8 protein-coding genes are annotated in these 6,846 nt (G+C 71.0%); 7 read left to right on the forward strand and 1 reads right to left on the reverse strand.

Annotated elements, in window-relative coordinates; translation table 11 throughout:
• The 3 genes from AOK15_RS45575 to AOK15_RS11230 form a co-directional block, all read left to right on the forward strand.
• On the forward strand, positions 1-464 hold a 464-nt coding region (locus tag AOK15_RS45575), incomplete at its 5' end, for a helix-turn-helix transcriptional regulator (RefSeq protein WP_240508384.1).
• A gap of 26 nt (positions 465-490) precedes the next feature.
• Positions 491-1,297, forward strand: coding sequence for an AzlC family ABC transporter permease (locus tag AOK15_RS11225; protein ID WP_055515455.1), 807 nt, complete (start codon positions 491-493; stop codon positions 1,295-1,297).
• Positions 1,294-1,602 carry an AzlD domain-containing protein gene (locus AOK15_RS11230; protein ID WP_055515457.1) on the forward strand — a complete coding sequence of 103 codons (309 nt, stop codon included), beginning with the start codon at positions 1,294-1,296 and terminating at the stop codon, positions 1,600-1,602. Before AOK15_RS11225 ends, AOK15_RS11230 begins: the two co-directional genes overlap by 4 nt.
• 117 nt (positions 1,603-1,719) lie before the next feature.
• Here AOK15_RS11230 and AOK15_RS11235 read toward each other — a convergent pair whose 3' ends face one another.
• Positions 1,720-2,664 (reverse strand): hypothetical protein, encoded by a 945-nt coding sequence (locus AOK15_RS11235; RefSeq protein WP_055515459.1) that lies wholly within the window; start codon positions 2,662-2,664, stop codon positions 1,720-1,722.
• 79 nt (positions 2,665-2,743) lie between these two features.
• On the opposite strand from AOK15_RS11235, the gene AOK15_RS11240 reads away from it, so the two are divergent.
• From AOK15_RS11240 to recX, 4 genes are all read left to right on the forward strand, one after another.
• On the forward strand, positions 2,744-2,938 hold the full coding sequence (locus AOK15_RS11240; RefSeq protein WP_055515461.1) for a DUF3046 domain-containing protein: 195 nt from the start codon (positions 2,744-2,746) through the stop codon (positions 2,936-2,938).
• A 94-nt stretch (positions 2,939-3,032) separates the two neighbouring features.
• The gene (locus AOK15_RS11245; RefSeq protein ID WP_240508385.1) at positions 3,033-4,478 is read left to right on the forward strand and encodes an AI-2E family transporter; all 1,446 of its coding nucleotides are present in this window, start codon (positions 3,033-3,035) and stop codon (positions 4,476-4,478) included.
• Positions 4,479-4,792: 314 nt separating this feature from the next.
• A complete protein-coding gene (recA, locus tag AOK15_RS11250; RefSeq protein WP_055515464.1) occupies positions 4,793-5,917 on the forward strand; it encodes a recombinase RecA in 1,125 nt (374 codons plus the stop codon).
• Positions 5,918-5,920: 3 nt separating this feature from the next.
• Positions 5,921-6,790 carry a recombination regulator RecX gene (recX, locus tag AOK15_RS41935; RefSeq protein WP_079058417.1) on the forward strand — a complete coding sequence of 290 codons (870 nt, stop codon included), beginning with the start codon at positions 5,921-5,923 and terminating at the stop codon, positions 6,788-6,790.
• Positions 6,791-6,846 lie beyond the last annotated feature (56 nt).

Consider the following 6,846-nt stretch of genomic DNA (forward strand, 5'->3'; position numbering starts at 1 on the left):
CGGCGGCACGCGCGCGTGCGGTGCTCCAGGAGCGGATGGCCGACCCGCCCACCCTGGAGCGACTCGCCGCGGACCTCGGCACCAGCCCCTTCGCCCTCCTGCGGGCCTTCCGCACCGCCTACGGCATGCCCCCGCACGCCTGGCTGACCGACGCCCGCGTCCGTCGGGCCAGGGCCCTGCTCGATGCGGGTACGGCCCCTGCCGAGGCCGCCGTCGCCGTCGGCTTCACGGACCAGCCGCACCTCAACCGCCACTTCAGCCGGATCGTGGGCGTCCCCCCGGGCGCGTACCAGCGGGAACGCAGAGGCGGCCCCGACGAACTGCGGGGACGCGACGGCGGTAGGGAATGCGACGGCGGTAGGGCACACGACGGCGGTAGGGCACGCGAGGGTGACAGGGGCACCGGGCGCGACAGCGAAACCCAGCGCGGCGGACGCGGGCGCAAGAACGTACAAGATTCCTAAGTGCTGATGGTCCTACCGTCCGAGGTGTGGCAGAACAGACAGCTTTCGCAGGCACGCACGACACAGGGGGCGCCAAGCCCGATCGGGCCGTCGTCCGGGACGCCCTGGCGGTCGGGGTCGCCGTCGGGCTGTCCGGGTTCGCCTTCGGGGTGACCTCGGCCGGCAGCGGGCTCAGCCTGCCGCAGACCTGTGCGTTGAGCCTGCTGGTGTTCACCGGTGCCTCCCAGTTCGCCCTGGTGGGCGCGCTTGCGGCCGGCGGCAATCCGTTCACGGCGGCGGCCGGGGCCTTCTTCCTGGGGGTGCGCAACGCGTTCTACGGGCTGCGTCTGTCACAGCTGCTGGCCCTCCCGCGCGCGGTGCGGCCGTTCGCCGCCCAGTGGGTGATCGACGAGACCACGGTCGTCGCGCTCGCCCAGCCCACGCGCCGGGCCGCCCGGATCGGCTTCACGGTCACCGGGCTGAGCCTCTATCTGCTGTGGAACCTCACCACGCTCCTCGGCGCGCTCGGCGCGGAGGCCATCGGCGACACTGAGGCATGGGGACTCGACGCGGCCGGGCCCGCTGTCTTCCTGGCACTCCTCGCGCCCATGCTCAAGACCACCAGGGAACGGGCCGTGGCCGGCGTCGCGGTCCTCCTGGGGCTCGGCCTCCTGCCCGTCCTGCCCGCAGGAGTGCCGGTACTCGTGGCCGCGGCAGCCGCTCCCCTCGTCCTCTGGGCGGAGGGGCGCCGCAAGACCGGCGACCGGGAGACCGGCGACCGCGCGGTGAGTGACTCCCACGACTCCCACGACTCACAGCGCGACCAGTACGGCCCGCGGGAAGAGGACCGATGAACGTCTGGATCGCGATCGCCGTGACCGTCGTCGGCTGCTACGCCGTCAAGCTCATCGGTCTGCTGGTCCCCGAGGGCGTCCTGGAACGCCCGCTCGTCCAACGCCTGGCCGCACTCCTCCCCGTCGCGCTGCTCGCCGCCCTCACGGCGCAGCAGACCTTCGCCGACGGACGTGCGCTCGTGCTGGACGCGAGGGCAGCGGGAGTCGCCGCGGCCGCCGTCGCCCTCCTCCTGCGCGCGCCCTTCCTGCTGGTCGTGGCAGCGGCGGTGATCATGACGGCGGGAGTGCGGGCGATCACTGGCTGAGACAGCGGCACGCGTACGCGTGCGCCCGTTCATGCGCGCACGCGTACACCAGGGCATCCCGCCTGCCGGTGGCTCGCTCAGGTCTGTCGAATCCCCAGCACTGTGGCTGTCATCTCCTCAGCCGATCGACCGCCCGTACGCGTGCAGTGTGCGCAGTGCCTCGATCGTCACGATCGGGCGGCTCTCCAGGGCGGTCCCCGGGGCCCACTGGCGCCAGCGGATCGGCCATCCGCCGTCGTCGCGCTGCTCGCTCTCCAGGAAGTCGAGCGAACGGGACATCTCCTCGTCGGTGAACCACGCGCGCGCGAGCGACTCCGGCGTACGCGCGAAGTCGAACGGGAAGTGATGCTCACCCGGCGCGTAACCGGACGCCACGGGACACTCCTCCAGCCGCCCGGGATCCAGCACGGACAGCCGCTGTTCGCGCACCAGTCGGCCGAGCCGGTCGGCGGCCGCCAGCGCGCGCGGACGGTCGGGCACGGAGTCCAGGAACGCCACGGCGGCCTGGACCTCGTACGGGTGCGACTTCTCCAGCGTCTCGACCGCGTGCCAGCAGAAGTCGGTCGCCCGGAACAGCCACGCGTGCCACACCTGGTTGCGGTGCAACAAGCCCACCACGGGCCCGGTGGCCAGCAGCTCACTGGGCGGGTCGTCGACGATCGGCACGAACGGGGCCGCCGGATATCCGCGCTGACCGGGATGTACGGCAGGCAGGGCGCCGTCCGGGTTCGACACCGACGTCAGATAGCGGCACACGCGCTCCACCCGCTGTCCGGCACACCGCCCGATCGAGTCCAGGACCCGCAACGCGTGCCCGGTGTGCAGGGGCTGGCTCACCGGCCCGCGCAGATCCGGTTCGAGCGCGTGCCCGTACCCCTCGTCGGCCGTGCGGTAGGCGGCCAGCGCGGTCTCCACCGCGTCGGCGCTCCCGTCCAGGAAGTGGTACGCGAAGCGGCGCTGCTCCAGTACCCGCGCGGTCAGCCAGACGAACTGCTCGGCGCGGGCGAGCGGGGTGTGCGCCGGGGGCGATGAGGGGCGTGGGGATGCTCCGGTTTCGGCCATGCCTCAGACCGTAGGGCGGAAAGCGGTATCGGCAGGCGGTCCTGGCCAGGCCCACCCCCTGGGGCGGGATACTGGAGTCATGCGGTTGACGGTCTTCTGGCAGCGGATGGCGGAACACTTCGGCGAGGGGTACGCCGAAACCTTCGCGCGCGATCATGTGATGTCCCAACTCGGTGGACGGACGGTGCACGAGGCGCTGGACGCCGGCTGGGAGGCCAAGGACGTCTGGCGCGTGGTGTGCACGACGATGGGCGTTCCCGCCGAGAACCGCTGAAAAGCTGCCGTATCGGTCGCGCGGCCGTCGCCTCGGGGCCGGAAGGTGTAGGGGGCAGGGGCCGATTGTCGGTGGTGTGGGCGAGACTTGGTCCGTGGCCCCCTCAGACGAGACCGCGCAGGTCGAGCCCCAGGCATCCCCCTCCGGTACGGCGCCGCCCACCGGGCCCCCGGTCGGCACCAGGCCGAGTTCGGGCATGCCGCGCTGGCTGCCGCGTGCCATGGTGCTCGCGCTGTCGCTGGTCGCCGTCTTCCAACTGGGCAGTTGGGCGTTCCACCAGCTCATCGGGCTGCTGGTCAACATCCTCATCGCGTTCTTCCTGGCCCTCGCGATCGAGCCCGCAGTCAGCTGGATGGCCTCGAAGGGGCTGCGCAGGGGCTTCGCCACCTTCCTTGTCTTCCTGTTCACCCTGATCGCGGTCGCGGGCTTCGTCACCCTCCTCGGCTCGATGCTCGCCGGCCAGATCATCAAGATGGTCGAGGACTTCCCGGCCTACCTCGACTCGGTCATCAGCTGGATCAACACCACCTTCCACACCGAGCTGAGGCGCGTCGACATCCAGGAGGGGCTGCTCCGCTCCGACTGGCTGAAGCGGTACGTCCAGAACAGCGCCACCGGCGTCCTGGACGTCTCGGCGCAGGTCCTCGGCGGCCTCTTCCAGCTGCTGACGATCGGCCTGTTCTCGTTCTACTTCGCGGCCGACGGACCCCGGCTGCGGCGCGCGCTGTGCTCCGTGCTGCCGCCCGCCAAGCAGGCCGAGGTGCTGCGCGCGTGGGAGATCGCCGTCGACAAGACCGGCGGCTACCTGTACTCCCGCGGCCTGATGGCCATGATCTCCGGCATAGCCCATTACGTCCTGCTGGAGTACCTGAACGTGCCGTACGCCCCCGCCCTCGCGGTCTGGGTCGGCCTGGTCTCCCAGTTCATCCCCACGATCGGCACCTACCTCGCGGGCGCCCTGCCGATGCTGATCGCCTTCACGGTCAACCCCTGGTACGCGCTGTGGGTCCTGGTCTTCGTGGTCATCTACCAGCAGTTCGAGAACTACGTGCTGCAGCCCAAGCTGACCGCCAAGACCGTGGACATCCACCCGGCCGTCGCCTTCGGATCGGTCATCGCGGGGACCGCGCTCCTCGGCGCCGTCGGCGCGCTCATCGCCATCCCCGCCATCGCCACCCTCCAGGCGTTCCTCGGGGCCTACGTGAAGCGGTACGCAGTCACGGACGACCCACGCGTCCACGGCCACCGCAGACGCGGCTCCGGAAACCTCCTCGCCCGTCTCCGGAACCGGCCGCCCGCGGAGCGGGACGAAGACGGTTCCGGAAGCGATGTCCTCACGCGCGTGCGTGAGCGGCTGGAACACAAGTGGGGCACGAAGCGGCCGTCGGACGACGCCACTCAGGAGGAGACCGGGCCCCAGGAGAGAGACCGTCCCCAGGATGAGGGCGGTCCCCGGGAAGAGGACGGTTCGCAGGGGCCGCGCCGGGACACCGGCCCCGAGGGCAGCTCCGGGTCCGGAGGCGGCACTCCGGGGGACTGACGCCCGGCCGCGCGACGCCGCCCCCCTTCGCGGGCGCGGCGACCAGCTCCGGTGCCCGGCCATCGCCATCGCCGACGAACTGAATCCCCCCTTCCGGAAGTCCCCGGGGGACCGCGTGGTGCGCTTGACACTAAAATCGAACATCCGTTCTTATGGAGGCTCCGGCGAGCCTCTCGACGGGGAGTTCGACAGGGTTTGTGTGGAGAAGTACCCGAGTTATCCACAGGCCGGGCGGGCGTCGGGGCCCATTGTCAGTGGCAGGCGTTAGCGTCTTTCACGTGAAGCGATCGACTCAAGCAAATCGGGTGGAACCCATGGCAGGAACCGACCGCGAGAAGGCGCTCGACGCCGCGCTCGCACAGATTGAACGACAATTCGGCAAGGGCGCGGTCATGCGCATGGGCGAGCGGTCGAACGAGCCCATCGAGGTCATCCCGACCGGGTCGACCGCGCTGGACGTGGCCCTCGGTGTCGGCGGCCTGCCGCGTGGCCGAGTGGTGGAGATCTACGGCCCCGAGTCCTCCGGTAAGACGACCCTGACCCTGCACGCGGTGGCGAACGCGCAGAAGGCCGGCGGCCAGGTCGCGTTCGTGGACGCCGAGCACGCCCTCGACCCGGAGTACGCGAAGAAGCTCGGTGTCGACATCGACAACCTGATCCTGTCGCAGCCGGACAACGGCGAGCAGGCGCTGGAGATCGTGGACATGCTGGTCCGCTCCGGTGCCCTCGACCTCATCGTCATCGACTCCGTCGCCGCGCTCGTCCCGCGCGCGGAGATCGAGGGCGAGATGGGTGACAGCCACGTGGGTCTGCAGGCCCGACTGATGAGCCAGGCCCTGCGGAAGATCACCAGCGCCCTCAACCAGTCCAAGACCACCGCCATCTTCATCAACCAGCTCCGCGAGAAGATCGGCGTGATGTTCGGCTCCCCGGAGACGACCACCGGTGGCCGCGCGCTGAAGTTCTACGCCTCGGTGCGTATCGACATCCGCCGCATCGAGACCCTGAAGGACGGCACGGAGGCGGTCGGCAACCGCACCCGCTGCAAGGTCGTCAAGAACAAGGTCGCACCGCCCTTCAAGCAGGCCGAGTTCGACATCCTCTACGGCCAGGGCATCAGCCGCGAGGGCGGTCTGATCGACATGGGTGTGGAGCACGGCTTCGTCCGCAAGGCCGGCGCTTGGTACACGTACGAGGGCGACCAGCTCGGCCAGGGCAAGGAGAACGCCCGCAACTTCCTCAAGGACAACCCCGACCTCGCCAACGAGATCGAGAGGAAGATCAAGCAGAAGCTGGGCGTCGGCGTACGGCCCGAGGAGCCCACCGCCGAACCGGCTGCGGACGCCGCGGCCTCCGCCGCACCCGCCGACGACGCGAAGGCGGTGCCGGCCCCCGCTGCCAAGACCGCCAAGACCAAGGCCGCGGCGGCCAAGAGCTAGTCCGTGACACGCAGAACGGACTGGGGCGAGCACGCATACCCCAGTGCCCCCGAGAGCCGGGGGCGCGGGGGTACAGGGGGATCCGCCGCTGAGGAGTTCGGACCGTACGCCGGCGGCGCCGACGAGGAACATGTCGCCGGCCCGCCGGAGGAGGGCGGACCCTCCGGTGGCGGCGCGCCGCGCGGTGGCCGTGGCCGTGGCGGCGGCGGGCGTGGCGGCGTCTCACCGGGCGCGGCCGACGAGACACGCGGCCTACGAGGCCGCGGGGGGCGACGGCGCGGCTTCGGGGAGTCGGCCGGCGATCCGTATGACGACGGGGGGCCACAGGACGGGGGTTCGTCTTTCTCGTCGAGGGCCGAGAAAGGGGAGTCCTCAGGGGACCCGGCTGAGCGGGCACGGGCGATCTGCCTGCGCCTGCTCACCGGGACCCCGCGGACCCGCAAGCAGCTCGCCGACGCCCTGCGCAAGCGCGAGATTCCCGACGACGTGGCGGACGAGGTGCTGTCACGGTTCGAGGAGGTCGGGCTGATCAACGACAGCGCGTTCGCGGACGCGTGGGTGGAGTCCCGCCACCACGGCCGGGGCCTGGCCCGGCGTGCCCTTGCCCGGGAGCTGCGCACCAAGGGCGTCGACTCCGCCCTCATCGACGAGGCCGTCGCCCAGCTCGACTCCGACCAGGAGGAGGCGACCGCGCGTGAGCTCGTGGCCCGCAAGCTGCGCTCCACCCGAGGCCTCGACCGTGACAAACGCCTCCGCCGCCTGGCGGGCATGCTCGCCCGCAAGGGCTACCCCGAGGGGATGGCCCTCCGGGTCGTCCGACAGGCGTTGGAGGAGGAGGGCGAGGACACGGAGGGGCTGGAGGAGGGGTTGTGAACTGCTCAGGGTTGACTGCGCACAAGCACGTTCTCCCGCGTACGGGTGAGTGCCCG

Origin of the sequence: Streptomyces ossamyceticus (assembly GCF_001418475.1) — a bacterium.
GTDB classification, from domain to species: domain Bacteria; phylum Actinomycetota; class Actinomycetes; order Streptomycetales; family Streptomycetaceae; genus Streptomyces; species Streptomyces ossamyceticus.

Coding starts and splice junctions, on each gene's coding strand:
- AOK15_RS11230 (WP_055515457.1), top strand. CDS start 1,294: ATGAACGTCTGGATCGCGATCGCCGTGACCGTCGTCGGCTGCTACGCC.
- AOK15_RS11235 (WP_055515459.1), bottom strand. CDS start 2,664: ATGGCCGAAACCGGAGCATCCCCACGCCCCTCATCGCCCCCGGCGCAC.
- AOK15_RS11240 (WP_055515461.1), top strand. CDS start 2,744: ATGCGGTTGACGGTCTTCTGGCAGCGGATGGCGGAACACTTCGGCGAG.
- recA (WP_055515464.1), top strand. CDS start 4,793: ATGGCAGGAACCGACCGCGAGAAGGCGCTCGACGCCGCGCTCGCACAG.